Below are 25,999 nucleotides of genomic sequence, written 5' to 3'. Positions count from 1 at the left end.
CTCCGGGCCGGGTATTCGCTGAGGCAGTTTCGCGTCGCGGTGTCAGGCTGCGACGAGCTGGTCGAGTTCCGACGGCAGATCGAGCGCGACATCGGAGATCTCGCCGTCCGATACGGCCTGGCGAAGCGCGCTGGCGACCGCCTGGGCGACGCGGCGCGTGGTGTCCTCGTCCAGCTCGGTGCGGAACATCAGTTTGCTGTAGAACTCGGTGAGCGTGATCGGTACGTCGGAGGTTTCGCCTCGGTCGCCGCCCGCCTCGACGGCCTCCGTCAATTCCTTGGGCAGCTGGGCGGCAAGGCGCTTGGCCTGATCCAGCGGCAGCTGCTCGCACAGGGTTTCCAGCGTGATGAGCGTGGCCTCGTGGGCGACATCCGCGTCCAGGGACGGGCAGGCGTGGTTGACGTGGGCGATGAAACGATCGGTCTGCATGAAGACTCCTGCAATGTCGGGCCGCCGCGCCGGTGCGTCGGCGACCGGAATGTTCGTGCAGGGTGAACCGGACGTGATGACGTCGCCATCCGCATTAATCCGGAATTCGGTGTCGGTATTCAGGTGGGCGGGGATGCAGGCGGGAGAACGCGGGCCGCCGTGTGGACACGCCGTGCCGGAAACGGTCTGCGGTCACAGGTGGGGCGGGACATCGCGTCGATGGTCGGAGTAGCAGGATTTGAACCTACGACCTCCACCTCCCGAAGGTGGCGCTCTACCAAGCTGAGCTATACTCCGATTCAGTATCGGCGCTGAACCGAAAACTCGGCCAGCGAGACGAGTGTCGCCTTGAACGGCGACTCGTCGAAAACGTCGAGTGCGGCGACGGCCTTGTCGGCTTCGCCCTCGGCGCGGCCGCAAGTGTATTCCATCGCATCGGTCGATTCAATCGCTTTCAGCACATCGTCGAGCGCATCGCGATCGCCGTCCCGCAGAGCCCGGCGGATCGGTTCCCCCACGGCGGCTTCGACCTGCGACAGCGCGCGGATCAGCGGCAGGGTCGCCTTGCCTTCGGCGAGGTCGTCGCCGACGTTCTTGCCGTAGTCGCCGTCGCCGCGGCCGTAGTCCAGCGAATCGTCGATGACCTGGAAGGCCACGCCCAGGTGTCGGCCGTAGGTGGCCATGGCGTCGCAGCGCGCGGCGTCGCAGCCCGCCAGCTCGGCGGCCAGCCGACAGCCGGCGGCGAACAGGCTGGCTGTCTTGCGATCGACGACTTCCAGATAGTCGTTTTCCGCGAGGTCGGGATTGTGACTGTGCATCAGCTGCATGACCTCGCCTTCCGCGATGCGGTTGGTCGCGTCCGCGAGCACGCGCATGATCTGGAAGGAGTCGAGCTCCACCATCATCTGAAAGGCGCGCGAATAGAGGAAATCGCCGGTGAGTACGCTCGCGTCGTTGCCCCAGAGCGTGTTCGCGGTGTCGCGCCCGCGCCGCAGCGTGGACTCGTCGACGACGTCGTCGTGCAGCAGCGTGGCGGTATGGATGAACTCGATGATGGTGGCGAGCAGGTGGTGCTGATCGCCGGTGTAGCCGCTCGCGCGCGCCGCCAGCAGCACCAGCGCGGGCCGCAGGCGCTTGCCGCCGCTTGCGATGATGTACTCGCCGAGCGTGTTGATGAGGACCACGTCCGAATTCAGCCGCTGCCGTATGAGGGCGTCGACCGCGCGCATGTCGTCCTCGACCGGCTCGAAAAGCGGCTGAATACTCATGTTGCCCGGAACCGAAAAACAGCGGCAAACTTAGGCGTGCGGCCCCGGCCTGTCAAGGCGCGCGGGCGATGGTGTGCGCGTTGACCGGTCGCCGGAAAGCACGTATTATTCCGCGTCTTTCATCGGGCGAGAGCCCAAGAGCAACAGGCGACGTGGAGTGGTCATGCACGCGGTAATTCGCACCGGCGGTAAACAGTACAGGGTGGCAGAGGGCGACGTCCTGCGCGTCGAGAAGCTCGATGCCGAGCCCGGCAGCACGATCGAACTCTCGGACGTGCTCCTGATTTCGGACGGTGATGACGTGCAGATCGGCACGCCGCTGCTGAATGGCAAGGCGGTCTCCGCGGAAGTGCAGACGCATGCGCGCCGCGACAAGATCGAGGTGGTCAAGTTCAAGCGTCGCAAGAAGTATCGGCGTGCCCACGGCCATCGCCAGCACTACACCCAGCTCAAGATCACGTCGATTCCCGGCGCCTGATCGCAACGCATCGGTTAGAGGACCCAGACCATGGCACATAAAAAGGCAGGCGGCAGCACCCGCAACGGTCGCGATTCCGAATCGAAACGCCTGGGCGTGAAGAAATTCGGCGGCCAGCGCGTCAAGGCCGGCAACATCATCGTGCGCCAGCGCGGCAACACCTTCCACGCGGGCAGCAATGTCGGCACGGGCCGCGACTTCACGCTCTACGCCAATACCGACGGTGTGGTGAACTTCGCGGTCAAGGGCCCGAAGAATCGCAAGTTCATCTCGATCGAGCCGGCGGAGCAGCCCGCCGGCTGACGGTTCGGGCGCAACGCGCTGAAAGCCTCGCCTCGCGCGGGGCTTTTTTATGTCCGGTCGGTGGCCCATGCGATCATGCACGGCCCGAAACAACGGAAGACGCGACCATGAAGTTCGTCGATGAAGCCAATCTGAGGGTGGAAGCCGGCGACGGCGGACATGGCAGCTTGAGTTTCCGCCGCGAGAAGTACGTGCCCCACGGCGGCCCCGACGGCGGCGACGGTGGTGACGGCGGCAGCGTGTATCTGCGTGCCGATCACAATCTCAACACGCTCTACGACTACCGCATCAACCGCGTCTTCAAGGCCCAGCGCGGCGGCAACGGCGCCGGCAAGAACCGGACCGGGGCGAAGGGGGCCGATCGCTATCTGCCGGTGCCGGTCGGCACGCTCTGCTACGCGCGCGAGACCGACGAATTCATCGGCGATCTGACCCGGGACGGCCAGACCCTGCGCGTGGCACAGGGCGGCTATCATGGCCTGGGCAACGCGCGGTTCAAGTCGAGCACGAACCAGGCGCCGCGCAAGACCACCGACGGCACCCCGGGCGAGATCCGCGAGCTGCGGCTGGAGCTCAAGCTGCTGGCCGACGTGGGTCTCGTGGGTCTGCCGAACGCGGGCAAGTCGACGCTGCTCTCCGGCGTGTCCGGTGCGCGGCCGCGCATCGCCGATTATCCGTTCACCACGCTGCAGCCGCAGGTCGGTGTGGTGAGCGTCGGTCCGCTGCGCAGCTTCACCCTGGTCGATCTGCCCGGCCTGATCGAGGGCGCCGCGTCGGGTGTCGGACTCGGGCACCGTTTTCTGCGCCACGTGCAGCGTACGCGCCTGCTGTTCCATGTGGTCGACCTGGTCGATCCGGAAGAGCGTGACGTCGTGGCCCAGGTGAGCACCATCGCCGGCGAGCTGGCCGAGTTCAGCCCGGAACTGGCGACGCGGCCACGCTGGCTCGTGCTCAACAAGGCCGAGCTGGCCGAGGCCTCGGCGCTGGAGACGCTGCGCGGTCGGCTGGCGGCCGAGCTCGGCTGGCAGGGGCCGATCTACACGGTCTCCGCGATCCGGCCGGATACGCTGGAGACGCTGCTCGGCGACGCGATGTCGTATCTGGAGTCGGTTGCCGAGCGGTCGGACGACACCACGGACGAAATCACGGCGAGCGATGATCACGACGCGTGAACAGCTGAAGACCGCGCGGCGCTGGGTCGTCAAGATCGGCAGCGCGCTGTTGACCGCCGACGGGCGCGGTCTCGACACGCAGCGCCTGGAAAACTGGGCGGGCCAGATCGCGGCACTTCACGCCGCCGGCGCCCAGGTGGTGCTGGTGTCCTCGGGCGCCGTCGCCGAGGGCCTCGTGCGGCTGGGCTGGCCGGGCCGGCCGACCGCGCTCAACGAGCTCCAGGCGGCGGCATCGGTGGGCCAGGCCGGGCTGGTCGAGGCCTACAACCGCTGTTTCAAGACGCACGGTCTGCAGACCGCCCAGGTGCTGCTGACGCACGACGATGTCTCCAATCGAGGGCGTTATCTCAACGCGCGTGGCACGTTGCTCACGCTGCTGGAGATGGATGTCATACCGATCGTCAACGAGAACGACGCGGTGGTGACCGACGAGATCCGCGTGGGCGACAACGACACCGTCGCCGCACTGGCGGTCAATCTGCTCGATGCCGACGGCCTGATCATCCTGACCGACCAGGCGGGGGTCTACGACGCCGACCCGCGCACGCATCCGGACGCGACGCTGATCGATATCCGCGAGGCGACCGACGCGGCGCTGCTGGCCGCCGCGGGCGAGCGCGGCGGGGCGCTCGGGCGTGGCGGCATGCGCACGAAGGTGATCGCCGCCCGCCAGGCCGCCGACTCGGGCGCGACCACGGTGATCGCCGACGGCCTGTTGCCGGATGTGCTGGCGCGTGTGGTCGGCGGCGAGCCGGTCGGCACGATGCTGATACCGGATCGCAATGCCCGGCGCGCGGCGCGCAAGAACTGGATCGCTGGTCAGCGGCGCGTGCGCGGACGTGTGCATCTGGATGCCGGCGCGGTGCGCGTGCTGCGCGACGCCGGGCGCAGTCTGCTGCCCATCGGCATCACCGCCGTGGAGGGCGATTTTCGTCGGGGCGATCTGGTCGCCTGCCTGAGCGACGCCGGCGAGGAGATCGCCCAGGGGTTGGCGAACTACGACGCGCGCGAGGCGCGCCTGCTTGCCGGCCAGTCGAGCGAGCGCATCGCCGAACTCATCGGCTATGCAGGCGAGCCCGAGTTCATCCACCGCAACAACCTGGTGGTGTCGCGCACGCTGGCCTGAGCGTCGCCTCTACGGTGGACATGAAAAAAGCCCGCGCGAGCGGGCTTCTTCGATCTCGGCAGCGTCGGGGATCGCCGCCGATCTTGTCTGTCTATCAGGCCTGCTGGCTGATGGCTTTGATCTGGGCGTTCAGGCGCGACTTGTGACGGGCGGCCTTGTTGCGATGGATCTGGCCCTTGCCGGCCATGCGGTCGATGATCGGTACCGCGGCCTTGAACGCGGCCATGGCGTCGGCGGAGTCACCGGCGGCGATCGCCTTGCGGACCTTCTTGATATGGGTACGCACCAGCGAGCGCTGCGCCATGTTGCGTTCACGACGGGTGACGGCCTGGAGGACGCGCTTGCGGGCTTGGGCAGAATTCGCCACGGACAGCTCCTGAGAAATCGGTCGGATGAATCGTTGTCAGGCGCGCGATTATTGTGATTCGGGGGCGCGTTGTCAACTTTTTGGAGCACTCGCCTTTAGTGCCGGTCGGGTTGCCGCTATAGTGCGCCGCATTCTGCGGTTCACGGTTTGAGTGATGGCATCGTCGTTAGCGAAATCCACGGGCGTGGTCGGCGTGATGACGCTCGCTTCGCGTGTGTTCGGGTTTCTGCGCGACATGGCGTTCGCGATCCTGTTCGGCGCCGGGCCGGGCATGGACGCGTTTCTCGTCGCCTTCAAGATCCCCAATTTCATGCGTCGGCTGTTCGCGGAGGGCGCGTTCGCCCAGTCCTTCGTGCCAGTGCTGTCGTCGACGAAAAGCCGCGACGGGACCGAAGCCACACAGGATCTGATCAACGTTGTCGCGGGCACGCTCGGCGTGATTCTAATTGGTGTGACCGTGGTCGGCATCGTCGGCGCGCCGCTGCTGATCTATCTATTCGCGCCCGGGTTCGCCGGCGCGACCGAGCAGTTCGATCTCGCCGTGGATCTGCTGCGGCTGACCTTTCCCTATCTGCTGTTCATCTCCCTGACGGCGTTCGCGGGCGGTATTCTCAACACCTACGGTCAGTTCGCGGTGCCGGCGTTCACGCCGGTGCTGCTCAATCTGTCGCTGATCAGTGTCGCGATCGGACTGGCGCCCTGGTTCGCTCGCCCGGAGATCGCGCTGGCGATCGGCGTGTTGATCGCCGGGGTGGTCCAGCTCGCCTTCCAGCTGCCGTTTCTCGCCCGGCTGGGGCATTTCCCGCGTCCGCGCTGGGGCTGGCACGATCCACAGGTTCGCCGCATTCTGTCACTAATGCTGCCGATACTGTTCGGTTCGTCGGTGGCCCAGATCAACCTCATGCTTGATACGATCATGGCGTCGTTTCTGGCCTCGGGCAGCGTCAGCTGGCTCTACTACGCGGACCGACTGATGGAGTTCCCGCTGGGGGTGTTCTCGATCGCGATCGCGACGGTGATCCTGCCGAACCTGTCCGCGCGCCATGCGAGCCGATCGGCAGCGGCTTTCTCGGATACGCTGGACTGGGCGCTGAAGATGATCGTCCTGCTGGGGCTGCCGGCGATGATCGGCCTGTTCGTGCTGGCCGGGCCGCTGGTGGCCACGTTGTTCAATTATCGTTCCTTCACCGGTCATGATGCGCTGATGAGTCAGTACGCGCTCATGGCCTATGCGTTTGGATTCATGGGGTTTTCCTTGGTCAAGGTGCTGGTGACCGGCTTTTTCTCGCGCGAAGACTCGCGCACGCCCGTCCGCTGCGGCGTGATTTCGATGGTCAGCGCGATGGCCATGAATCTGTTGTTCGTCGGGGCGTTCACGGCGTTGAGCCTGCCCGCGCCCCATTCCGGCCTGGCGCTGGCGACCTCGCTCGGCGCGTTCGTCAATGCCGGACTGCTGTACCGGTATCTGCGCCGGGACCGGGTGTATACGCCGGGCTCGGACTGGCGCTGGCTGGCACTGCGTGTGCTGCTGGGCTGCGCCGCGATGGCGGCGGTGCTGGTCTACGGCGCCGCGGATCTGGACGTGTGGGTCGGGCGCGCGGCGCTGCAGCGCGTCGGCTGGCTGTTCGCCTGGGTGGGCGCCGGTATCGGCGTCTATTTCGTCGTCCTGGCGCTCGCCGGGGTGCGGCCGCGTCATCTCGCCCTGCCGGCGGAGCGCTGATCGTGCGCGTGATCCGTTCGGTCCAGCGCTGCGCGGGGTTGCCCGGCGGCTGCGTGCTGACGATCGGCAACTTCGATGGCCTGCATCTCGGCCATCAGGCGATCATCGCCCGCCTGCGCGAGCGTGCGCGAGCACTGCAGCTGCCGAGCGTGGTGATGACGTTCGAGCCGATGCCACGGGCCTTTTTCGATCCGGACGGCGCGCCAGCGCGGCTGTCATCCCTGCGGGAAAAGCTCGAGGACGCTCGCGCGCTGGGCGTGGACATCGTCGCCTGCGCACGTTTCGATGCCGAATTCGCGGCGATGTCTGCGGACAGGTTCATCACGGATCTGCTCGAACGACGACTCGACGCCCGTCATATTCTCGTCGGCGAAGATTTCCGTTTCGGCCGGGGCCGTACGGGCGATGTCGCGCTGCTCCGGGCCCATGCGGCGCAGCGCGGCGTGGACATCGCGCCGCTGCCGGAGATCTGTGTGGACGGCGCCCGCGTGAGTTCCACCCGGGTGCGGCGCGCGCTCGCCGACGGCCGGCCGGATCAGGCCGCGCGCCTGCTCGGCCACAGCTATCGTGTGAGTGGCCGGGTGGTCACTGGCGAACGCCTGGGGCGTACGCTCGGTTTTCCGACGCTTAATATTCGGCTGGCCCGTCGGCCTGCACCGCGCTACGGTGTCTACGCGGTCGAGGTCGGGCTGGCCGACGGCACGCGTCGAAGCGGCGCGGCGAGTTTTGGTGTGCGGCCCACGGTCAACGGGCGCGAGCCGCTGCTCGAGGTGTACCTGCTCGATTTCGAGGGCGATTTATACGGGCAGCGGGTTGACGTATCCTTTGAGTCGTTTATCCGTGAAGAAGTGCGCTTCGACTCGCTCGAGGCGCTGACCGACCAGATGCACCGCGACGTCGACCGCGTGCGCGCGTGCCTGCAAGAGCGCCGATCATCATGACGTCTTCCTCCGAAAAGGCCGTGACCCACGAGCGGGGCTTCCAGCTACAGAACGCGCACTGGCTGTGGCTGTCCGCCGTGCTCATCGTGGCCGATCAGATCACCAAGCAGCTGGTGGTCAACAACCTGGCGCTATTCGATCGTATTCCGGTCTTCGACTGGCTCAACCTCACGCTCATGCACAATACCGGGGCGGCGTTCAGCATATTCGCCGGCGCCACCCCGTGGCTGTTCGTGGCACTCAGCGTGCTGGTCTCCGTGGGCATCCTGATCTGGATGCGGCGCCATCCCCACGGCGAGCGGCTGGTCGCGGCGTCGCTGGCGCTGATTCTGGGCGGTGCGCTCGGCAACGCCATCGATCGCGCAACCCGGGGCTACGTCATCGACTTTGTGGATTTTCACATCCAGGGCTGGCATTACCCCGCGTTCAACGTCGCCGACAGCGCCATCGTGCTCGGCGCCATTCTGCTTGGTGTCGACATGCTCTTTGGGCGGAATGACCCGCCAGTACGTTGACTGTTTGGTCCGGAGACGCCTAGAACTAACTGACGTGAGCGCGTGCCCCGACAGCCATTCGCTTTTGTTATCGACAAGAGTGGCCGGGTTCGCCGAGAACGACGTTCGTCGCGTCGATTGAACGCTTGCGGGCCGCACCGATGCTCTTCGGTAATTGGTTCGTTGTCGATATGTCGTCGCGAGGGTCGATAATGGCGCGTATGAAACGGGCTCACCAGCATGAATCCGGTTCGCGTCGACCCTGAGGGTCTAGGGTCATGCTGCCGCTGCAGGTGGCGTCCGTCACGCCCTTGTCCGTCTTCTGGGCGGTGAGGAAATAACTCTGGCCGCTATCCGTGATGTCCACCTTCACCGTCCAGTATCCCTGCTCCGAAGCAATCGTTGTCTGCGCGGCGCTGTACTCGCCCGCGGCGGTATAACGCCGCTCCAGTCGCTGCGCCGCATTCATGAGGGCGGCCTGAGCATCAGCGCGCTGCGCACTTCGTAGATATCCCGTATAGGCGGGATAGGCGATCGCGGCGAGTATCGCCACGATCAAGAGCACGATCATCAATTCGATGAGCGTGAACCCGGAGCTGCCTTCGCCCGCGCATCGCCGGCCCTGTGCCTCGTCCGTCGACAGGAATGACGGGCTAACACACGGCTTTCCGAAGGTTGCTTTGTCTTGCTGAACATGTATAGACATGCGACTCAGAATAACCGAATTGCGCGCTTTGACCGTGTGGTGTGGCTCGCGTAGCGTTTTTCAACAGGTCCGATAGGGCCGGTCACGCGCGGGGGCGGACATGGAGCAAAACAGAGGCTTCGGATTGGTCGAGCTGATGATCACGGTGTTCATCGTAGGTCTGCTCGCCACCATCGCGGTGCCGTCGTTTGCCTCTCTGCTCGAGCGGATGCGGCTAACGAGCAGCGTCAACGAGTACGTGGCAGCGATTCAGGGGGCTCGGAGTCTCGCGGTGCGCGAGGGGCGGATCGCGCTGGTGTGCCCGTCCAGCGATGGCACCCGTTGCAGCACCGGTGTCGGCTACTCCTCGGGCTGGCTGATCACGACCGACCCGGCGGCGGCGAGTGCGACCGAGCGCGCATGGCAGCCCGCATCCGATATTCGAATAAACGTGAACTTCGGCGGATCGGATCCCTATATCCGATTTGGACCGAGCGGAGTGCCGCAACAGTCCGGCGGTGCATTTCTTGCTGGCACGACCACGTTCTGCGCAGGAGACCAATCGCGGGAGGTTGTGCTATCGAGAACGGGACGAGTGCGCACTGAGCGCGACGGCAACTGCTGATCTACTTCAGGCCTTCGGTTTCTGGGAACGCTGCCGATAACGTTTCCGTTATTGCGTGGTGTGTACGCATCGCGCGACGGAGTCGAGGCGCGATCGGATGGGTACAGGTGTAAGGTCACCACCGGGACGTGGCAATGAACCATGCCTTTGGGCAGCAGCGGTCGTGCGCACTGGTCCGCTTCAGGCCTGCCCGCGTTCTGTCCGAGGCTTCACGCTCATCGAAGTGTTGATCGCATTGGTCGTTCTGTCCGTGGGAATCCTCGGCGTGCTAGCGCTTCAGATGAATGCGCTGGCCTACAGCCACAGCGCGTACCTTGCATCGATCGCTAGCGTCCAGGCGATGGATCTGGAAGAGCGCATGCGTGCGAATCGGGCCGCGCTAGACACATACGTCGAAACCGATCCCGAAGACATCGACGATACCGAGACGGCCACGGACTGTCAGGGCGGGGAGGCTGACTGCAGTGCGCTGGCTCTTGCCACATACGACATGCATCGGTGGGTGGCGAATACGCGTCGCCTTTTCGCCGGTACCGTCGACATCTCGCTGGAGTCAGTGGGTGACGGCGTGTATCAGCTGACATTGCAGTGGACAGAGCGAAGCCAGCTCGAAGAGACAACCGATGATCCGCGTTCGCTGCGTTATCTGTTCCGGTTGAGTACGGCATGAATTTCGCCGACAAACAGCGTCGCGTGCAGGGCCTGGCGTTGGTCGAGCTGATGATTGCGCTGCTGATCGGCAGTCTGCTGTTGCTGGGTGTGGTCGGACTGTTCGCCGCGAGTCGTCAGACCCAAGACGCACAGGCGCATCTCAACAGGGTCGCCGAGGACATTCGTTTTCTCACCGACTTCATGGCACGGGATATCCGCATGGCGGGCTATCAGAGCGACGATTGCGGTGCACTATCAGCGGCGCTGGCCTGGGACGCCGCCGAGCGGATTCTCACAGCGCGCTACTGCGAGGGCGCGACTGCATTCGAGTCCGTGTACGACTTTGAGCCCGACTCGGAAAGCGGCGATCCCACAGTTCGCTACGTTGAGCGCGAGATCGGCACCAGTCAGAGTCCAGAAGGGCTGCTTGAGGGGGTGGTCCTCAACCGGATCTGGTTCGGGGTCGAGACCGGCGACGGCAATCTGCGCTATGTCTCCAGCGGCATCACCGACGCTGAGGCCGTGCGGACGGTGCGCCTCAATCTCACGTTTCGGGGTGCCGTGGCTGTCGGGGTGACGCCGTCTGATCGCGCGTTGCCGTCGATCGAATTCACGGTCGCGGTTCGCAATAATACGTTGACGCCGCTCACGCACACGGAGAGTGGCTTGTGAGTCGGTTGAGCACGTCCCAACCGACGACAGCCCGGGACGCCATGAGATCGGATCGCCGACGTCGGCACGGCGTTTTGCGACAGCCGCTGTCCGCACATGCAACGTTCGGGGCCCGCCAGGGCGGAGCGGCGCTCGTTGTCTCGATGCTTATGCTCACGCTGTTGTCGATGATCACGCTGTCGAGTGCGGATCAATCGACCCTGCAAGAACGCATGGCCGCCAATCAGCATACGCAGGCCAACAGTTTTCTGGCAGCGGAAGCAGGTTTGGCTGTCGCCAGAAACGTCGCTGACAGTGACGCTGTGAGTGCTGCGGTCGCAAGCGGCGACGATGATGAGATCGAGTCAGTTTGGCGAACGCTAATAAGCGAACATGAGACTCCAGCGCCCCTTTTGGGCGATGATTCGGGTGCTGAATTCAGCATCGCAGCGGCTGGCTCGGATGGCGGCTATTGGAATGCCGCCGCCGAGCGTTTCGAAGTTATATCGACTGGGCACATATCACGAGGCGGAGCTATCGTAGCGCGGCGAACGGTTGGCGCTTATATCGCTCCTCCCCGCCGTGGCAAAGTGCGCTCTCCATTCACTGGCGGCGTAACCGGTATCGACGGCATCTCGCTTGGAGGGGGGGCACAGATCGATAGTTATGATTCGCGTTATGGCGAATATGGTGAGACTGTAACCTCCGGTGAGTCGACGTTTGTCAACCGTAATTCGACGGATAGCGGCACCGAGTCGATCTTTGACGGCGCCGCCTCCCGCACTTGTGAGCGCAATGCAAACGTAACACTCAACGGCAACTCGCCGATCTATGGCGATCTCATCAGCACGGGTAACCTGCAGATGGACAGTCAGACCCCTGTCTTCGGTGATGTTCGTGTTAACGGTAATGCTTACCTAGAAGACTACATCGACAGCGATCTCAATGGCCATATCTATGGAGATCTCATCGTCGGCGGCAATGTTAGTTTTGGGACATCCGGGATACTCGAAGGCAATGCGGTGGTCGGAGGCAACTTTGATTCGAGCGGTCGAGTGGAAGGTACGATCACCGCGGGCGGTGATGCGGCGTTCTCAAGCGCCTCAGCCAGTAACGGCGGCGTCGTTGCGGGTGGCCGGGTCGATATTGAATCCACGAGCCGCCCACCACCATCTGTCAAAGCCGGCGGTGCGATCAAAGTGCCGGATTGGTGGAAAAATAACAGCGAAAAAAGACTCATCCTGCAGAGCTATAGCGCAAATTTGCCGCCATCTCAGCTGGATATTCCCGAGGTTGAACCCGTCTATGACCCCAGTCTAGATTGTGCACCCTGGGAGGTTAAAGATCCGGAAACAGGAGAACTCGGTGCTGTATTCACGGAGGTTCTCAACGACAGTCGACTTAGAACGATGGCTTCGTGGTTCGAGGTGAATGATTGCGAATACTGTTATCAAATTAATGACACAGCCTTTGAATTCACTGGAGGAGAAGGAGATCGGGACGCCGCGAACACCACTATCGGTACCGATGATAAACAGACCCTATTTTTGATCAATCATAATGCGACCACGGGCGGCCGTCTTGAGCGGCTTACGATTAAAGGACATGTCTCTCTTGTCGTGCTCGGCGACTTCCAACTTGGTGGCAATACGCAGCTGGATGTCGCAGATGGTGCGACCCTGACACTTTTCGTAACCGGGAAAACTATGCTGGGGGGAGGCTCCAACCTGGTAACCCAAGATTCTTTCGTGCGGACCGGAGCGGATGGCGAAAAGCGTCCAGCGGTAATGCTTTACAGCGCCTATAACCAAGTCGGTGGCAATGGGATAGCTGGCGTCACGATTGATGGAGACAACGACGCATTCATCGCGGTATACGCGTCCGAGACTGATGTAGAGATCACCGGTAGTGGCGATGTTTATGGTGGCGTGGTCGCCAAACGCATTGATATGAGTGGCAGCGGTGATATTCACTACGATGAGGCGCTCGCAACGGTCACGCTCGGAAAGGAAGACGACAGTCTAGAGCCTTCGCACATGCTGACGTGGTGGGAAGTTATCGGCGATTAATACTCGCGACGTCGCTACATTCCCCATTGGCGAGGCTCTCAAGTCGGACTAGCGAGATTCATGGTCGCGCCGACGCTTCACCGAATGCGCTAGGGCGCTTCTGCGATAGTGACAAAATCGTTGTGTATGCCCAGAAGATAAAAGTCAATCACCGGCCTATGCTTATATGTTAGCCGCCTCAGTCACCAGAATGGTTCAAAATCTGCCTCTCATAGGTATATCGTCTCCGAAACGCCCTCATGCCGCCCCGAGGCGGCCATCCGTACAAGGTTCTAGCTGGCGAAGGCCCGCTTGGTATGGGCGGCCCCGCATGTTTTGACCGACATGCGGCGTAGTATTGCCCGTCGTCGCGTACCTCGTGCAAAGTGATGCCTGTAATAGTTCTTTTCGGCGCCAACGGTCAGCCGGCATTCGCCCTGTCTTGGATCCAATAACTCAAAGTTCAGCATTGACTTCGGCGTTACCGCTGGCGGGATATGGTCGGGTCGACAACGGTGTCGAGCAAACAATCGATGTATAGGCTATCGATAAAGCGCCGCCGGTTTTTGGTCAGGGTCGCGGCACCCCAGCCCGAATCGTTCAACGACAGGCCGATAAACCAGCGATAGAGCATGTTGTAGCTAAGATGCGCGATGAAACTGACGGTGCAGTGCAGGATCCGAAGCAACAAGGCCTGGATAAGGCGTCGCGGGGCGATCGCGGTCACCCGATACGCGAATAGCTGATCGTCTACGTCCCGTCTATCGAGCGTCAGGCCACATCTAACAGCGATCGGAGCCGGCGTAGCGCATGTTCGGCGGCGACGAAATCCGTCGCCCGGGGCGTGAGAGAACAACGATGGTAGTTTACCGACTTCGTATCAAACAGGCTCCAGAAGTTGCGAGCTTACGTTGTACGTATCGCGCAGACTGGGCGTGTTTTTCAGCAGCGCCTTAATGGTCGGGGCGTTATCCGCCGGCTCCAATATTGCAAATCGGGTAGGCGGCCTTCTACTTCGGTGGCGTGCGAATAGTGAATGCGCGCACGCAAGCGCGATGCCAACCATGAAAGTGTGTCCAAGAGTGTGTCCATGGACACAAAAAAGCCTCCACACGGGAGGCTGATTCAAGTGTAAGTGCCGGTTTTAATTGGTGCCGGGGAGAGGAATCGAACCTCCGACCTACTAATTACGAATCAGTTGCTCTACCGACTGAGCTACCCCGGCCCGGTTCGGCGAGGCGCGATTCTATAAAGCTTTACGGCCTAAGGCAACCGGAAAGCTTCACGGAAACGAATTGGCGATGCCTCGTGCGGGAGCGTCGGACTCATTTGCTACGGGCTTGGCGATCGTTCACGAATCGTCGGTACAGGACTGAAGGGCGTCGAGCGACGTGGTGCACGCAAAAAGGGCGGCCGCAGCCGCCCTTTGCCCATAGGGTTGCGATAGTCGATCAGTCGTCCGCCGTGTCTTGTTCCGCCGTGGCGAGCTCCGGCGTGAACGTCGGCGCGGCACGCGGCTCGGACGTCTGCTGGTAGCCGTAGGCCAACCGGATCAGCGTCGGTTCGTCGAATTCGCGGGCCAGAAGCTCCATGCCGACCGGCAGGGCGGGCTCGCCCTCTGTGTCCGGATCGGGATCGTCCACCATGCCGGCAGGCATGGTCAGCGCCGGGAACCCGGAGAATGGGCTGAGCCGGTTGTTGCTGCCGGCGTTGGGTGAGTCGCCCAATTCCGGGGCAAGGCTGAGCACCGACGGGTAGAGCAGGGCGTCGTAAGGCGCGCCCAGCGCTTGCGCATTGAGGTCGTTGCCGGCCCGGTTGTCGAGAATCCGCAGCAGGCCGTTTCGAACGATGGCCGGACGTTCCTCGAGGTTGCGTTCGTAGGCTGCACGATAGGCCACGGCCTGTTCGCTGTCGTCATCCGTGTTCTCGATCGCCCGACCGATGGCGCCGTAGAAGGCGAAGGTGCCCTCGTTGCGGGCCTCGTAGCCGCCGCTTGCTTCGACCGCATCGAAGCTGCGCGGGTGCTGATCGACCGCCGAGGACCAGCTCATGAGGTAGGCGGTCAGATCCTGGCGGAATTCGTATCGCGAATTGCTATCGAAATCGGTCAGCGCATCGATGGATACGTTCCGTGCGGCGAGGTCGTCTTCGGTAAGCACGTCCACGGTCGCGCCGGCGTCGCGCATGCGCTCGATCGCGGCCATCAGCTCGGCCTGTACGGCCGCGTTGTCGCCCTCGCCATCGCCGAACAACGGCCGGATCGCGGCGATGCGGGCACCGTCGAGGCCGTCGGCGTCCAGGTAGCCGGTGTAGGTCTCGGGCACGCCGGTGACGGTGCGGTAGTCGTCGGCCGTTTCGATCAGGGCGGAGTCGTAGGCGAACGCCTCACGTTGATTGCTGTACTCGCCGTCGTCGAAGCCGACCATGGCGTCGAGCATGAGCGCGCAGTCCTCCACGGTGCGGCACATCGGGCCGGCCGTGTCCTGGGAAGCGGCCAGCGGCACGATGCCGTCCTGACTGACTAGGCGCAGGCTGGGCCGGATGCCGACCAGACCCTCGACGCTCGAGGGCACGCGTACGGAGCCGCCGGTGTCGGAGCCCGTGCCGGTCATCGCCAGACTGGCCGCGACCGCCGCGCCGGTGCCCGACGACGAGCCGCCCGGGCCCTTGGTCGGGTCATAGGCATTTCGAACCTGGCCGCGCACGGAGCTGCTGCCCCGGAAACCAAAGGCGAATTCATCCAGATTGGCCTTGCCAAGCACGATCCCGCCGGCATCCACGATGCCCTGCACGGAAAACGCATCGTCCGGCGGCTGGCTCGTCTCCAGCGCGAGGCCGCCGGCCGTGGTGTAGACGTCGACGGTATCGAAGTTGTCCTTGAGCAACACCGGCACGCAATGCAACGGACCCGTCAGGCCGCCGTCGGCGTAGCGTGCGTCCAGGGTGCTTGCGCGTTCCAGCGCGTAGGGATTGATACTGATCACGCTCCGAAGCTCGGGCCCCGCGCGATCATAGGCCTCGATGCGATCGATATAGCCCTGCACGAGGGCCTCGCAGCTCAGCGTGCCGCTTCGCATGGCCGCATGCGCTTGAGCGATCGTGCCCTCGACGAAGACGAATTCCGCCGGCGCATCGACATCGACGTCGCCGCCGTCGGAATCGCTGCAGCCCGCGAGCAGCGCGGTCAGCAGACACAGTAGGAACAGAAATCCTGGCTTCATGACATACCCTGGTTGAGCCGGCGGGCGATGCCGCCGCATGGAAAAGGAGAACCAGGGGTTGGCTTGCAAAATAGCGTTTCGCCGCCGCCCCCATGGAGCCCATGCACGGGGCGTGCCAGCGCGCGAATGCGCGGCGCTTGCGTCGATGGCAGCGGTTTAACGACAATGCGTGCGCCGACGGGCGCGGATCGATTGCATTCTGCGCGCCGTCGGTGCATCGGAGAGGTGGCAGAGCGGTTGATTGCACCGGTCTTGAAAACCGGCAGGGGTTCACGCCCCTCGTGGGTTCGAATCCCACCCTCTCCGCCAGTTCAGGGTGCGCGGCGCAAGGTCTCTTCGCGGTGCGCGTTTTCCGGTATTATTCCGCGCAAATTGGTTTGGAAGAATGGCGATGTACGAACAGGCACTGATCGATACGGCAAAGGCACTGGTCGCACCGGGCAAGGGCGTGCTCGCGGCCGACGAGTCCACGGGCACCATCAAGAAGCGGCTGGACAGCATCAACGTGGAGTCGACCGAGGCCACGCGTCAGGCCTATCGGAACCTGCTGTTCACGACCGAGGGCGCAGAGCAGTTCATCAGCGGCGTCATCCTGTTCGAGGAGACCCTGTTCCAGAACGCCGATGACGGCACGTCGTTCGCCCGGCTGCTGGCGGACAAGGGCGTGATTCCGGGCATCAAGGTGGACAAGGGCGCCAAGCCGCTGGCCGGCAGCCCGGAAGAGAAGGTCACCGAGGGCCTGGACGGGCTGCGCGATCGGCTGGGCGAATACCGCGAGGCCGGTGCGCGGTTCGCCAAGTGGCGGGCCGTGATCGACATCGCGGACGATCGCCCGAGCGACTACTGCATCCATGTCAACGCCCACGCGCTGGCCCGCTACGCTGCGCTCTGTCAGGAGGCCGGCATCGTGCCGATCGTCGAGCCGGAAGTGCTGATGGACGGCGCCAACTCGATCGAGCGCTGCGAGGCGGTCACCGATCGCGTGCTGGACCGCGTTTTCGACGAACTGAAGACCCAGCGGGTGCTGCTCGAGGGTATGCTGCTCAAGCCCAACATGGTGATCGCCGGCAAGCAGTGCCCGCAGCAGGCGGGCGTGGAGGAAGTCGCGGACGCGACGCTGCGCTGCCTGCGGCGCCGGGTGCCTGCGGCGGTGCCGGGCATCGTCTTCCTGTCGGGCGGCCAGAGCGACGAGGTCGCCACCGCGCACCTGGACGCCATGAACAAGCGCGGCCCGCAGCCGTGGGTGCTGTCGTTCTCCTACGGCCGGGCGCTGCAGGCGCCGGCGCTGGCCGCCTGGCGGGGCGAGCCAGACAACATTCCGGCCGCGCAGCAGGCCTACTACAAGCGCGCCCGCAACAACGGCGCGGCCGCCGAGGGTCGTTACAGCCCAGACATGGAAGACGCGGCCTAAAACCCCGCACGAGGCGCGTCGAAAAGCCCGGGTTCGCCCGGGTTTTTGTATCCGGCGCAATTCGCTCTTCCGCGGCACGGGGCGTATGCCGGCCCGGAGCGCGGCATCGGCCGCGCCGCTTACGACGACGTGAAGCGCGGCCGGGCGCGGGTTGTGTCGGGCCGGTCTGCCGAATCGCTGGCGTGCGCTTCAATGCCCGACCGCGTGTCATGGCCCCGAGCTGCAATGCGTGCCGCGCGCAACCCGGCCACAGGCTCTAGAATGGCCGCATGGATATACAGGCAGCGCTGAAAGCCAACGCGCTGTTCCGTGATCTCGACCGGCGTGCCCTGCGCGCGGCGGCGGCCCGCGCGGAATGGATCGAGATCGGCGGCGGTGAATACCTGTTTCGTGTCGGCCAGCCCAGCGACGCGCTCTATCTGATCGTCAACGGGCGCATTCGCGTGGTCGGCACGAACGCCGACGGCCCGCCGCTGATGCTCGGCGAGGTCGGTGCCGGCGACACTGTCGGCGAGATCACGCTGGTGACGGCCGAGCGCCACACCGCGGACGCCTACGCCCTGCGCGACACCGCGATGATTCGCCTCTCGCGCGAGGTGTTCGACGACCTCGTCGTGCGACATCCCACGGCCATGCTTCAGGTCACCCGGCTGGTGGTGGCCCGCCTGCGTGCGGTCACGCCGGCACCCGAACGCGAGAGCGTGCGCAGTACCCGCACCTACGCCGTGGTACCGGCCCATCCGGGCGTCGATGTGGCGGCGTTCGCGCACGCGCTGTCCGCGGAGCTCGGGCGGGTCGCCGCCACCCTGCGCCTGGACGTCGCGCGGGTGGAGCAGGCGCTGGGCGAGGGCATGGCCGCGACCGATTTCGGCGGCGGTGACCGTCACCGCCGTCTCACCGGCTGGCTCACTCAGCTCGAGGATCGCTATCGCTATCTGGTCTATCAGGGCAGCGCCGCGCCCGACGCCTGGACGCGGCGCTGCCTGCGTCAGGCCGATCGTATTCTCGTGGTGGCCAGCGCCGACCAGCGCCCGTTCGTCTCGCGCAATCTGGCCTGGCTCGGTGAGCAGAATCTAAGGGCGCCGCGCGAACTCGCACTATTGCACGACGGCGATGCGCGCTATTCCGGGCTTGCATGGCGCGAACGTGTCGGCGCGGACATCCATCACCGCGTCGAACGCACGCTGCCGCCGCGCGATATCGCGCGGCTGGCACGGCTCGTCTCCGGGCGCGGGGTCTGTCTCGTGCTGGGCGGCGGCGGGGCTCGCGGTTTCGCCCACGTGGGGCTTGTGCGCGCACTGCAGGAGCGCGGCATTCCCATCGATGCCGTCGGCGGCACGAGCATGGGGGCGATGGTCGCCGCGCTGGTGGCCATGGGCTACGACGCGCACGAGCTGCTGGCCCGGCTGCGCGCGACGTTCGTCACCGGCAAGTTTCTCAACGACTACTCGCTGTCGAGAATCTCGCTGATCAGCGCGCAGAAGTTCCACCGACAGCTGCGGGTCCTGTTCGGCGAGCGCCGTATCGAGGATCTCGACATCCCGTTCTACTGCCTGAGCACCAATCTGACGCGGGGCACGCCCATGGTGCACGACAGCGGCGCGCTCGCGACCTGGGTCGGGGCGAGCATGGCGGTGCCCGGAATCGCGCCGCCGATCGTGCATCAGGGGGATCTGTTGGTCGACGGCGGCCTGTTGAGTGCGATCCCGTTCGAGCCGATGGCCGCCTTCGGCCGGGGTCGCATCATCGTCTCCGACGTCAGCCGGGAGCCGAATCTGCGCGTCGACACCGCCGAGGATGCGCAGACCACGTCGCTGCTGTCGGTCGGCGCGGCGGCCCGGCATCTGAACATGTTCAAGATCCTGTTCCACACCGCGACGCTGACCAGCGAGCGCGAAAGCCGGGATATCGACTCGCGGGCTGATCTGGTCCTGCACATGCCGGTCAGCGACGTGAGCATGTTCGACTGGGACGAAATGGACGAGGTCGTCTATCGCGCCTATCACCACGCCGATCAAATGCTGGACGAGTGGCTCGCCGACCGCGACGAGCCGGTGCGCGAACGCGTGCTGGGCAACCGCAGCGATCAGCGCTGAGCGGCGGCGGACGCCGTCGCGCCCGCGGCCGTCAGCCGCCGAGCAGGCGGGCCGCGATGCGTTCGTAGATGTCGCTGAGGCGGGCCACGTCGGCGGCGGCGATGTGTTCGTTGACCTGGTGAATGGTGGCGTTGAGCGGACCGAGCTCGATCACCTCGGCGCCGGTCGGGGCGATGAAGCGCCCGTCGGACGTCCCGCCGCCGGTCGACAGCGCGGGCGCCGTGCCGCAGACCTCCGCGACGGCGGCCCGGGTGGCGTCGATCAGCGCGCCGGGGCGGGTGACGAACGGATGCCCGGACAGCCGCCATTCGAAGGCGTCGGTGTCGATGCCGTGCGCCTCGGCTAGACGTTCCACCCGCGCTCGCAGGCCGGCTTCGTCCTGGCAGGGATTGAAGCGCCAGTTGAAACGGGCCTCCGCCGTGCCGGGGATCACGTTTTCCGCGCCGGTGCCGGCCCGGATGTTGGAGACCTGAAAAGAAGTCGGGGGAAAGAAATCGTCGCCGTCGTCCCAATGCTGGGCGCCGAGGTCGGCGAGTAGCCCAACAAGCCGGTGCAGGGCGTTGTCGGCGCTGTCCGGATAGGCCACGTGGCCCTGCCGGCCACGCACCCGCACATGGCCGTTGAGGCTGCCACGGCGGCCGTTGCGCAGCGTGTCGCCGAGTGCGGCGGTGCTGGAGGGTTCACCCACCACGCAGTAGTCGATGGCGATATCGCGCTCGGCGAGCCAGTCGACCACGGCCCGGGTGCCGTCGACGGCGGGGCCTTCCTCGTCGCTGGTGATGAGAAACCCCAGCCGACCGGCGTGGTCGGGATGGGCCGCGCGGAAACGCTCCGAGGCGCAGACCATCGCCGCGACGCTGGATTTCATGTCCGCCGCGCCGCGGCCGTAGAGCCAGCCGTCGGCGAGCTCTGCGGAGAAGGGCTCGTGATGCCAATCCTCGACAGGCCCCGGGGGCACAACATCGGTGTGCCCGGCAAAGCACAGCAGCGGCCCGCTGTCGCCGGCCACGGCCCAGAGGTTGTCGACTTCGCCGAAGCGAAGGTGATGGATCTCGAAACCGGCGGCGGCCAGGCGCTCGGCGATCAGCGCCTGGCAGCCGGCATCGTCCGGCGTGACCGAGGCGCGCGCGATCAGCGCCCGGGCCAGTTCGAGTGCCGCCTCCGCCATGTCAGTCGGCGCCGGCGAGCGCGGCCTCGTAGCGCGCCGCGGAAAAGCCCGCGAGGGTGTCCGTGGCGGTCTCCAGAATCGGCCGCTTGATCAGCGTCGGATGCTCAAGCAGGACCGGCACGGGATCGGCTTCAGCGCGTGCGCGCATGTCCGCGTCGAAGTCCCGCCAAGTCTTGCTGCGACGGTTGATCAGCGCATTGTCGCCCAGGGCCGCGCGCCAACGCTCCAGGCGCGTGCGATCGACACCGTCGCGGCGCAGGTCGGTCCAGCTGTGGTCGATGCCGGCCGTGGCCAGCCACTGCCGGGCCTTGCGGCAGGTGTCGCAGCTATCGATGCCGTAGAGGTGGATCATCGTGGACCCCGCCGCGTTATTCGGCGCTGCGCAGCAGCTCGTTGATGCCGACCTTGGCGCGCGTGCTCTCGTCGACCTTCTTGACGATGATCGCCGCGTTGATGCTGTAGCGGCCGTTGTCGCGCGGCAGGCTGCCGGCGACCACCACCGACCCGGCCGGCACTTCGCCGCGCACGATCTCGTCGGCCTCACGATCGTAAATGGGCGTTGACGCGCCGATGAACACGCCCATGGAGATCACCGAGCCGCGGCCGATGCGCACGCCCTCGACGATCTCCGAACGGGCGCCGATGAAGCAGTCGTCCTCGATGATGGTCGGGGCGGCCTGCAGCGGCTCCAGCACGCCGCCGAGCCCGGCGCCGCCGGACAGATGCACGTTGTCGCCGACCTGGGCGCAGGAGCCCACCGTCGCCCAGGTGTCGACCATCGTGCCGCGGCCGACATAGGCGCCGATATTGACGTAGCTGGGCATGATCACGGCGTTGGGGGCGATGTGAGCGCCGCGGCGCACCATCGCCGGCGGGACGATGCGCGCGCCCTGCTGCTGGAAGTCCGCGGCATCGAAGTCGGCGTACTTGGCCGGGACCTTGTCGAAATAGCGGGTGTGCGCGCCTTCGATCGGCTGGTTATCCCGGAGACGGAATGACAGCAGCACCGCCTTCTTCAGCCATTCGTTGACGACCCAGCCGTCACCCCGGGGCTCGGCCACGCGTGCCTGCCCGGCGTCGAGCCGGTCGAGCGCGTCCTGTACGGCACTGCGCACGCTGTCGTCGGCGGAATCCGGCGAGATCGCATCGCGGTTGTCGAATGCGTCCTCGATGATCTTCTGGGTGTCGGTCATGATCTCTCCCTTCGGCGCATCGGTGGCCCCGATGCGGGTCGTGCATGGCTCGGCCTTGTCGGGCTGCGAAGTCTAACCTAGAGCGTCCGCGCCTCGCAGACGCGCGCCAGCCGCTCCACTGCCTCGACGCAGCCTCCGGTATCGGCCACCAGCGACAGGCGCAGGCGGCCGCGCCCGGGATTCACGCCATTGACCTCGCGCGCAAGATAGCGACCCGGCACCACGCGCAGATTCTCGTCGCGTAGCGCGGCCACCGTGAGTGCCTCGTCGTCGGCGTCGAAGGCCGGCCAGAGATAGAAGGCGCCGGCGGGCCGCGCGACGTCGCAGAACGGCGCGAGACGCGGCATCACGGCGTCGTATTTCTCGCGATAGCGGTCGCGGTTGGCGCGCACGTGGGCCTCGTCGCGCCAGGCGGCGATGCTCGCGGCCTGGACGTGGGCCCCGAGGGTCGCGCCGTGGTAGGTGCGATAGCGCACGAAATCGGCGAGCACGCGTGCGTCGCCGGCGACGAAGCCGGACCGCAGGCCCGGCAGATTGGAGCGCTTGGACAGGCTGTGAAAGACGACGCAGCGCGAAAAATCGTCGCGCCCGGTTTCCGCCGCGGCCTGCAGCAGGCCCGGTGGCGGCGCGCTCTCGTCCGGATAGATCTCGCTGTAGCACTCGTCGGAGGCGATCACGAAGTCGTGTCGATCGGCCAGCGCCAGCGCCTGCTTGAAATAGTCGAGGTCGGCGACCGCCCCGGTGGGGTTGCCCGGCGAGCACAGATACAGCAGCTGAACCCGGTCCCAGTCGGCGGCGGACGGCGCGTCGAGATCGGCCAGAAAGCCCGTCTCGGGCAGGCAGGGCAGGTAGAGTGGCTGGGCGCCAGCCAGCAGAGCGGCGCCCTCGTAGATCTGATAGCCCGGGTTCGGCATCGCCACCCGCGGGGTCGGGCTGGCGCGGTCGTCGATGAGCGCCTGAGCGAACGAAAAAAGCGCCTCGCGGGTGCCCGCCGCTGGCAGTATATGTCGTTCGGGATCAATCCATTGCGCTGGAACATTGAAGCGATTTATCAGCCAATCGCTAATCGCTTCGCGCAGCGCCGGCCCGCCGCGGGTCGGGGGATAATGCGCGATGCCATCGAGATGCTCGACCAGCGCGGTGCGCGCGCAGGCCGCCGGCGGGTGCTGGGGCTCACCGATGGCCAGCGAAATGGGTGATCGGTCCGGGTTGGGGGTGACATCGGCGACCAGTCGCGCGAGTTTTTCGAAGGGATAGGGCTGGAGGGCGTCGAGTCGGGGATTCATGGGCCGGTCTTGTCGAGTTCGGCGGTCAGCGTCTGGCGCAGTTGGAGCAGCCGGGCGCGATTGCGCAGCGGTTGATGGTCGTGATCGGTGACGAAGAAGATATCCTCGGCCCGTTCGCCGATGGTGGCGATCTTCGCGGTTTCGAGCAGGATGCCGGACTCGCGGAATACATCGCCGATTTCGGAGAGCAGGCCGGGGCGGTCGGCGGTGATGATCTCCACGATCGTGCAGTCGCGTTCGGTCGCTTCGCTGAAGTAGATCTGGGTCGGCACATTGAAATAGCGGCTGCGACGCGAGGCGCGCCGGGTCACGTCGATGTGCTGCACCGCCGGGTCGGCGATGGCGTCGATCAGCGCCTGTTCGACCTCGTAGCGTTGATACTCCTCCGTGATCGACTCGCCGTTCTCGTCGCAGACGACATAAGTGTCCAGCGTGTAGTCGTCGCGCGTCGAATTGATGCGCGCGTCGAGAATCGACAGGCCGAGCTGGGCGAGCACCCCCGTGGTCACGCCGAACAGATAGTCGCGGTCGCGCGTGTAGACGAACAGGGTCGTGCCCTGATCCTCGATGTAGGTCAGCGACACCAGCGGTCCGTCGCGGCCCTCGTGGCTGACGATGGCGCGCGTCTGGCGCGCGATCTCCTCGGGGCTGTGGCGCAGGAAGTAATCCGGCTCGAAGCGTTCCCAGACGGCCTTGAAACGCGGCGTGTTGACCTTGGTACGGGTGAGCAGGGCGGCGGCGGCACTGCGCGTTTCGGCGATCAGCTCGTCTTCGTCCAGCGGATCGTCCAGACCGCGCTCGAGCGCGCGTCGCGTGCTGGTGTACAGATCGACGAGCAGGCTTTCCTTCCAGGAGTTCCAGAGGCTGGGATTGGTCGCCCGGATGTCGCAGACCGTCAGCAGGAACAGGCGGTCCAGCCGGGCCCGGCTGCCGACCTCGCGCGCGAACTCGTTGACGACGGTCACGTCGTTGATGTCGCGCCGCTGGGCGGTCATCGACATCAGCAGATGCTGGCGCACCAGCCAGCAGACGAGATCCGTGTCGTCCGAGGACAGGCCGTGGTTTGTGCAGAATTCCCGGGCGTCGCGCTCGCCGAGTACCGAATGATCGCCGCCGCGCCCCTTGGCGATGTCGTGCATGAGCCCCGCGATCAGCAGGATCTGGGGCTTGTTGAGCGTCTGCATCAGTTCGCTGGCGAACGGCAGTTCGTGGTCGAAGCGCGGCAATGCCAGGCGGCGCAGATTGCGGATCACGAACAGCGTGTGCTCGTCGACCGTGAGCGTGTGGAACAGGTCGTACTGCATGCGGCCGATGATGCGGCCGAAGTTCGGCAGATAGCGCCCGAGCACGCCGTAGCGGTTCATGCGCCGCAGCGCGCGCGTCACACCGCTGCGCTGGCGCAGAATCTCGGTGAAAAGACGCCGGCAATGGATTGAGCTGCGGAAGTTTTCGTCGATCAGATGGCGGTCGCGTCGCATCAGGCGCAGGGTGTGTGCCCGGATGCCGGTCAGACGCGGCCGGGTCTGCATGAGATAGAAGATTTCGAGCAGCGCGCTCGGGCTCTCGATGAAAACGTCGTCCGCGGTCACCTCGATGAAGCCGTGACGGGCCTGGAAGCGCTCGTTGATCGGACGCGGGCGCTCGGTCTGGTGCGGATGCAGAATCGCTTCCGAAAACAGTTGAAGCAGAATATCATTGAGTGCGGACAGCGCCTTGATATTGCGGTAATAACGCTGCATGAACTGCTCGACCGCCAGCGTGTTCTCGGCGTCGCTGTAGCCGAGCATCTGGGCGATCTGGATCTGGTGATCGAACAGCAGCCGGTCCTCGGCGCGACCGGTCAGGGTGTGCAGCGCGAAGCGGACCCGCCACAGGAACGCCTGGCCACGCTTGAGCTCGGTGAACTCCCGCGCGCTCAGAAAGCCGTAGTCCACCAGCCCGTCGAGGGTGTCGGTGGCGAACTGGCGCTTGGCGACCCAGGCGATCGTCTGGATGTCGCGCAGTCCGCCGGGCGATTCCTTGACGTTGGGTTCCAGCTTGTAGGCGGTCTCGTCGTAGCGGGCATGACGGGTCTGCTGTTCTTCCACCTTGGCCTTGAAGAACTCGGCCGAGGGCCAGATGTGCTCGGCCGAGGTCGCCGCCCGCATGGCGGCGAACAGCGACAGGTCCCCGGCGAGCGCGCGCGACTCCATCAGGTTGGTCATGATGGTGATGTCGTCGGTGGCGCGTTCGGCGCATTCGACCGGCGAGCGCACGCTGTGGCCGATCTCCAGCCCGATGTCCCATAGGTGCATCAGAAACGCTTCCAGCGCGGGGCCGATGTCGTCGAGCTGGCCGTCGCGATAGAGGATCAGCAGATCGATGTCCGAATGCGGCAGCAGCTCGCCGCGGCCGTAGCCGCCCACCGCGACCAGGCAGGCGTCGGGGGTGTCGACGAGTGTCTCCCAGGCGCCGGCCAGCACGGTGTCGACCAGCTCGCTGCGCGCGGTGACGAGGCTGTCGATATGCGCGCCGGCCTCGAAGGCGGCCTCGATGCGGCGTGCGCCCTCGGCGAGGACGTCGCGGGCCGGCGCGATCTCGCGTCCCTGAATCGCGCCCGCTCGTTCGAGGAAATCGGCCCATGACGAGGCCGGGGCGTCGGGCGCGCTATCGATCGGGTCGGTCAC

Annotated in this window: 24 protein-coding genes and 3 tRNA genes; 14 read left to right on the top strand and 13 right to left on the bottom strand. The window is 65.3% G+C overall.

Annotated elements, in window-relative coordinates; genetic code table 11:
• Positions 1 to 42 precede the first annotated feature (42 nt).
• The 3 genes from SAOR_RS00490 to SAOR_RS00480 all read right to left on the bottom strand — a co-directional run bounded on the left by SAOR_RS00490 (position 43) and on the right by SAOR_RS00480 (position 1,697).
• On the bottom strand, positions 43 to 429 hold the full coding sequence (locus SAOR_RS00490) for a DUF2267 domain-containing protein (RefSeq protein ID WP_123629744.1): 387 nt from the start codon (positions 427 to 429) through the stop codon (positions 43 to 45).
• A gap of 220 nt (positions 430 to 649) precedes the next feature.
• Positions 650 to 726: transfer RNA gene (locus SAOR_RS00485), tRNA-Pro, on the bottom strand.
• Positions 727 to 728: 2 nt separating this feature from the next.
• The gene (locus SAOR_RS00480) at positions 729 to 1,697 is read right to left on the bottom strand and encodes a polyprenyl synthetase family protein (RefSeq protein WP_123629743.1); all 969 of its coding nucleotides are present in this window, start codon (positions 1,695 to 1,697) and stop codon (positions 729 to 731) included.
• Between the two features lie 163 nt (positions 1,698 to 1,860).
• Between SAOR_RS00480 and rplU the strand changes: the two genes are divergently transcribed.
• From rplU to proB, 4 genes are all read left to right on the top strand, one after another.
• Positions 1,861 to 2,175, top strand: a complete 315-nt coding sequence (gene rplU / locus SAOR_RS00475; RefSeq protein ID WP_123592656.1) for a 50S ribosomal protein L21 — start codon at positions 1,861 to 1,863, stop codon at positions 2,173 to 2,175.
• Positions 2,176 to 2,205: 30 nt separating this feature from the next.
• Positions 2,206 to 2,478 (top strand): 50S ribosomal protein L27, encoded by a 273-nt coding sequence (gene rpmA, locus SAOR_RS00470; RefSeq protein ID WP_123592653.1) that lies wholly within the window; start codon positions 2,206 to 2,208, stop codon positions 2,476 to 2,478.
• 107 nt (positions 2,479 to 2,585) lie between these two features.
• Positions 2,586 to 3,650, top strand: coding sequence for an Obg family GTPase CgtA (gene cgtA / locus SAOR_RS00465; RefSeq protein ID WP_123629742.1), 1,065 nt, complete (start codon positions 2,586 to 2,588; stop codon positions 3,648 to 3,650).
• Positions 3,634 to 4,776 (top strand): glutamate 5-kinase, encoded by a 1,143-nt coding sequence (gene proB, locus SAOR_RS00460; RefSeq protein ID WP_123629741.1) that lies wholly within the window; start codon positions 3,634 to 3,636, stop codon positions 4,774 to 4,776. Before cgtA ends, proB begins: the two co-directional genes overlap by 17 nt.
• A gap of 94 nt (positions 4,777 to 4,870) precedes the next feature.
• Here the strand turns inward: proB and rpsT are convergent, their stop codons facing one another.
• A complete protein-coding gene (rpsT, locus tag SAOR_RS00455) occupies positions 4,871 to 5,143 on the bottom strand; it encodes a 30S ribosomal protein S20 (RefSeq protein WP_123629740.1) in 273 nt (90 codons plus the stop codon).
• Between the two features lie 154 nt (positions 5,144 to 5,297).
• Here rpsT and murJ point away from each other — a divergent pair, with 154 nt between their 5' ends.
• The 3 genes from murJ to lspA are packed head-to-tail and all read left to right on the top strand — an operon-like array spanning position 5,298 to position 8,319.
• Positions 5,298 to 6,863: a murein biosynthesis integral membrane protein MurJ gene (gene murJ / locus SAOR_RS00450; protein WP_123629739.1), complete on the top strand. Its 1,566-nt coding sequence runs from the start codon at positions 5,298 to 5,300 to the stop codon at positions 6,861 to 6,863.
• 2 nt (positions 6,864 to 6,865) lie between these two features.
• Positions 6,866 to 7,804, top strand: coding sequence for a bifunctional riboflavin kinase/FAD synthetase (locus SAOR_RS00445; protein WP_221179820.1), 939 nt, complete (start codon positions 6,866 to 6,868; stop codon positions 7,802 to 7,804).
• Positions 7,801 to 8,319, top strand: a complete 519-nt coding sequence (gene lspA / locus SAOR_RS00440; protein ID WP_123629738.1) for a signal peptidase II — start codon at positions 7,801 to 7,803, stop codon at positions 8,317 to 8,319. The genes SAOR_RS00445 and lspA overlap by 4 nt, the downstream gene beginning before the upstream one ends.
• 211 nt (positions 8,320 to 8,530) lie before the next feature.
• On the opposite strand, the gene SAOR_RS17250 is transcribed toward lspA, so the two are convergent.
• A complete protein-coding gene (locus SAOR_RS17250) occupies positions 8,531 to 9,004 on the bottom strand; it encodes a type IV pilin protein (RefSeq protein ID WP_123629737.1) in 474 nt (157 codons plus the stop codon).
• A 100-nt stretch (positions 9,005 to 9,104) separates the two neighbouring features.
• Between SAOR_RS17250 and SAOR_RS00430 the strand changes: the two genes are divergently transcribed.
• The 4 genes from SAOR_RS00430 to SAOR_RS00415 all read left to right on the top strand — a co-directional run bounded on the left by SAOR_RS00430 (position 9,105) and on the right by SAOR_RS00415 (position 12,979).
• Positions 9,105 to 9,608, top strand: a complete 504-nt coding sequence (locus SAOR_RS00430; protein WP_123629736.1) for a GspH/FimT family pseudopilin — start codon at positions 9,105 to 9,107, stop codon at positions 9,606 to 9,608.
• 163 nt (positions 9,609 to 9,771) lie between these two features.
• Positions 9,772 to 10,278: a type IV pilus modification protein PilV gene (pilV, locus tag SAOR_RS00425; RefSeq protein ID WP_221179819.1), complete on the top strand. Its 507-nt coding sequence runs from the start codon at positions 9,772 to 9,774 to the stop codon at positions 10,276 to 10,278.
• On the top strand, positions 10,275 to 10,931 hold the full coding sequence (locus SAOR_RS00420) for a prepilin-type N-terminal cleavage/methylation domain-containing protein (RefSeq protein ID WP_123629734.1): 657 nt from the start codon (positions 10,275 to 10,277) through the stop codon (positions 10,929 to 10,931). The genes pilV and SAOR_RS00420 overlap by 4 nt, the downstream gene beginning before the upstream one ends.
• A gap of 41 nt (positions 10,932 to 10,972) precedes the next feature.
• The gene (locus SAOR_RS00415) at positions 10,973 to 12,979 is read left to right on the top strand and encodes a DUF7305 domain-containing protein (protein WP_123629733.1); all 2,007 of its coding nucleotides are present in this window, start codon (positions 10,973 to 10,975) and stop codon (positions 12,977 to 12,979) included.
• 460 nt (positions 12,980 to 13,439) lie between these two features.
• On the opposite strand, the gene SAOR_RS00410 is transcribed toward SAOR_RS00415, so the two are convergent.
• The 3 genes from SAOR_RS00410 to SAOR_RS00400 form a co-directional block, all read right to left on the bottom strand.
• The gene (locus SAOR_RS00410; protein ID WP_185015490.1) at positions 13,440 to 13,685 is read right to left on the bottom strand and encodes a transposase; all 246 of its coding nucleotides are present in this window, start codon (positions 13,683 to 13,685) and stop codon (positions 13,440 to 13,442) included.
• Between the two features lie 422 nt (positions 13,686 to 14,107).
• Positions 14,108 to 14,183 (bottom strand) — tRNA-Thr (locus SAOR_RS00405).
• A gap of 226 nt (positions 14,184 to 14,409) precedes the next feature.
• A complete protein-coding gene (locus tag SAOR_RS00400) occupies positions 14,410 to 16,179 on the bottom strand; it encodes an amidase (protein ID WP_123629731.1) in 1,770 nt (589 codons plus the stop codon).
• A gap of 219 nt (positions 16,180 to 16,398) precedes the next feature.
• Between SAOR_RS00400 and SAOR_RS00395 the strand changes: the two genes are divergently transcribed.
• From SAOR_RS00395 to SAOR_RS17175, 3 genes are all read left to right on the top strand, one after another.
• Positions 16,399 to 16,488: transfer RNA gene (locus tag SAOR_RS00395), tRNA-Ser, on the top strand.
• Positions 16,489 to 16,570: 82 nt separating this feature from the next.
• On the top strand, positions 16,571 to 17,590 hold the full coding sequence (locus SAOR_RS00390; RefSeq protein WP_123629730.1) for a class I fructose-bisphosphate aldolase: 1,020 nt from the start codon (positions 16,571 to 16,573) through the stop codon (positions 17,588 to 17,590).
• A 269-nt stretch (positions 17,591 to 17,859) separates the two neighbouring features.
• A complete protein-coding gene (locus SAOR_RS17175) occupies positions 17,860 to 19,686 on the top strand; it encodes a patatin-like phospholipase family protein (RefSeq protein ID WP_123629729.1) in 1,827 nt (608 codons plus the stop codon).
• A gap of 31 nt (positions 19,687 to 19,717) precedes the next feature.
• On the opposite strand, the gene dapE is transcribed toward SAOR_RS17175, so the two are convergent.
• The 5 genes from dapE to glnD all read right to left on the bottom strand — a co-directional run bounded on the left by dapE (position 19,718) and on the right by glnD (position 25,999).
• The gene (gene dapE, locus SAOR_RS00380; protein WP_123629728.1) at positions 19,718 to 20,854 is read right to left on the bottom strand and encodes a succinyl-diaminopimelate desuccinylase; all 1,137 of its coding nucleotides are present in this window, start codon (positions 20,852 to 20,854) and stop codon (positions 19,718 to 19,720) included.
• Position 20,855: 1 nt separating this feature from the next.
• On the bottom strand, positions 20,856 to 21,206 hold the full coding sequence (locus SAOR_RS00375) for an ArsC/Spx/MgsR family protein (RefSeq protein WP_123629727.1): 351 nt from the start codon (positions 21,204 to 21,206) through the stop codon (positions 20,856 to 20,858).
• A gap of 16 nt (positions 21,207 to 21,222) precedes the next feature.
• Positions 21,223 to 22,047: a 2,3,4,5-tetrahydropyridine-2,6-dicarboxylate N-succinyltransferase gene (gene dapD / locus SAOR_RS00370; RefSeq protein ID WP_123590444.1), complete on the bottom strand. Its 825-nt coding sequence runs from the start codon at positions 22,045 to 22,047 to the stop codon at positions 21,223 to 21,225.
• 77 nt (positions 22,048 to 22,124) lie between these two features.
• Positions 22,125 to 23,333, bottom strand: coding sequence for a succinyldiaminopimelate transaminase (dapC, locus tag SAOR_RS00365; RefSeq protein WP_123629726.1), 1,209 nt, complete (start codon positions 23,331 to 23,333; stop codon positions 22,125 to 22,127).
• Entirely contained in the window at positions 23,330 to 25,999 is a 2,670-nt protein-coding gene (gene glnD, locus SAOR_RS00360; RefSeq protein WP_123629725.1) for a [protein-PII] uridylyltransferase, read from the bottom strand. The genes dapC and glnD overlap by 4 nt, the downstream gene beginning before the upstream one ends.

The sequence above is a fragment of the Salinisphaera orenii subsp. orenii MK-B5 genome (assembly GCF_003788635.1).
In the GTDB taxonomy this organism is placed as follows: domain Bacteria; phylum Pseudomonadota; class Gammaproteobacteria; order Nevskiales; family Salinisphaeraceae; genus Salinisphaera; species Salinisphaera orenii.
This window is presented reverse-complemented; position numbering and strand designations above follow the sequence as displayed.

Coding starts and splice junctions, on each gene's coding strand:
- SAOR_RS00375 (WP_123629727.1), bottom strand. CDS start 21,206: ATGATCCACCTCTACGGCATCGATAGCTGCGACACCTGCCGCAAGGCC.
- SAOR_RS17250 (WP_123629737.1), bottom strand. CDS start 9,004: ATGTCTATACATGTTCAGCAAGACAAAGCAACCTTCGGAAAGCCGTGT.
- rpmA (WP_123592653.1), top strand. CDS start 2,206: ATGGCACATAAAAAGGCAGGCGGCAGCACCCGCAACGGTCGCGATTCC.
- rplU (WP_123592656.1), top strand. CDS start 1,861: ATGCACGCGGTAATTCGCACCGGCGGTAAACAGTACAGGGTGGCAGAG.
- murJ (WP_123629739.1), top strand. CDS start 5,298: ATGGCATCGTCGTTAGCGAAATCCACGGGCGTGGTCGGCGTGATGACG.
- lspA (WP_123629738.1), top strand. CDS start 7,801: ATGACGTCTTCCTCCGAAAAGGCCGTGACCCACGAGCGGGGCTTCCAG.
- dapD (WP_123590444.1), bottom strand. CDS start 22,047: ATGACCGACACCCAGAAGATCATCGAGGACGCATTCGACAACCGCGAT.
- SAOR_RS00480 (WP_123629743.1), bottom strand. CDS start 1,697: ATGAGTATTCAGCCGCTTTTCGAGCCGGTCGAGGACGACATGCGCGCG.
- SAOR_RS00415 (WP_123629733.1), top strand. CDS start 10,973: ATGAGATCGGATCGCCGACGTCGGCACGGCGTTTTGCGACAGCCGCTG.
- dapE (WP_123629728.1), bottom strand. CDS start 20,854: ATGGCGGAGGCGGCACTCGAACTGGCCCGGGCGCTGATCGCGCGCGCC.
- cgtA (WP_123629742.1), top strand. CDS start 2,586: ATGAAGTTCGTCGATGAAGCCAATCTGAGGGTGGAAGCCGGCGACGGC.
- dapC (WP_123629726.1), bottom strand. CDS start 23,333: ATGAATCCCCGACTCGACGCCCTCCAGCCCTATCCCTTCGAAAAACTC.
- SAOR_RS00390 (WP_123629730.1), top strand. CDS start 16,571: ATGTACGAACAGGCACTGATCGATACGGCAAAGGCACTGGTCGCACCG.
- SAOR_RS00490 (WP_123629744.1), bottom strand. CDS start 429: ATGCAGACCGATCGTTTCATCGCCCACGTCAACCACGCCTGCCCGTCC.
- SAOR_RS00400 (WP_123629731.1), bottom strand. CDS start 16,179: ATGAAGCCAGGATTTCTGTTCCTACTGTGTCTGCTGACCGCGCTGCTC.
- SAOR_RS00430 (WP_123629736.1), top strand. CDS start 9,105: ATGGAGCAAAACAGAGGCTTCGGATTGGTCGAGCTGATGATCACGGTG.
- SAOR_RS17175 (WP_123629729.1), top strand. CDS start 17,860: ATGGATATACAGGCAGCGCTGAAAGCCAACGCGCTGTTCCGTGATCTC.
- proB (WP_123629741.1), top strand. CDS start 3,634: ATGATCACGACGCGTGAACAGCTGAAGACCGCGCGGCGCTGGGTCGTC.
- SAOR_RS00420 (WP_123629734.1), top strand. CDS start 10,275: ATGAATTTCGCCGACAAACAGCGTCGCGTGCAGGGCCTGGCGTTGGTC.